The 206-nt window shown below is 41.3% G+C and carries 1 protein-coding gene; it reads right to left on the reverse strand.

The genetic code is table 11. From position 1 onward, the window contains the following. Positions 1-206 (reverse strand): transposase (locus Q0954_RS35000; RefSeq protein ID WP_366916784.1); only part of this gene is annotated, 206 nt, incomplete at both ends.

The following is a 206-nucleotide window of genomic DNA, read 5'->3' on the forward strand; positions in this document are numbered from 1 at the left end:
TTGCTCAGTTCTTTCTTCAATGCTTCTATATTCTTGAATACTCTGTTCCTTAAACTTACATTTTTGAGGTAATTCCAGACTTGTTCCGACGCATTGAGAGCCGGGGAATAGGCTGGCTGCCTTACTACTTTGAGCCTTCCTTTGGGCAAAGTCTCTAAAAATGCTTTGACTTTCTTACAATGATGGATGCTGGCTCCATCCCAAAT

Source organism: uncultured Microscilla sp., assembly GCF_947493425.1.
GTDB lineage: Bacteria > Bacteroidota > Bacteroidia > Cytophagales > Microscillaceae > Microscilla.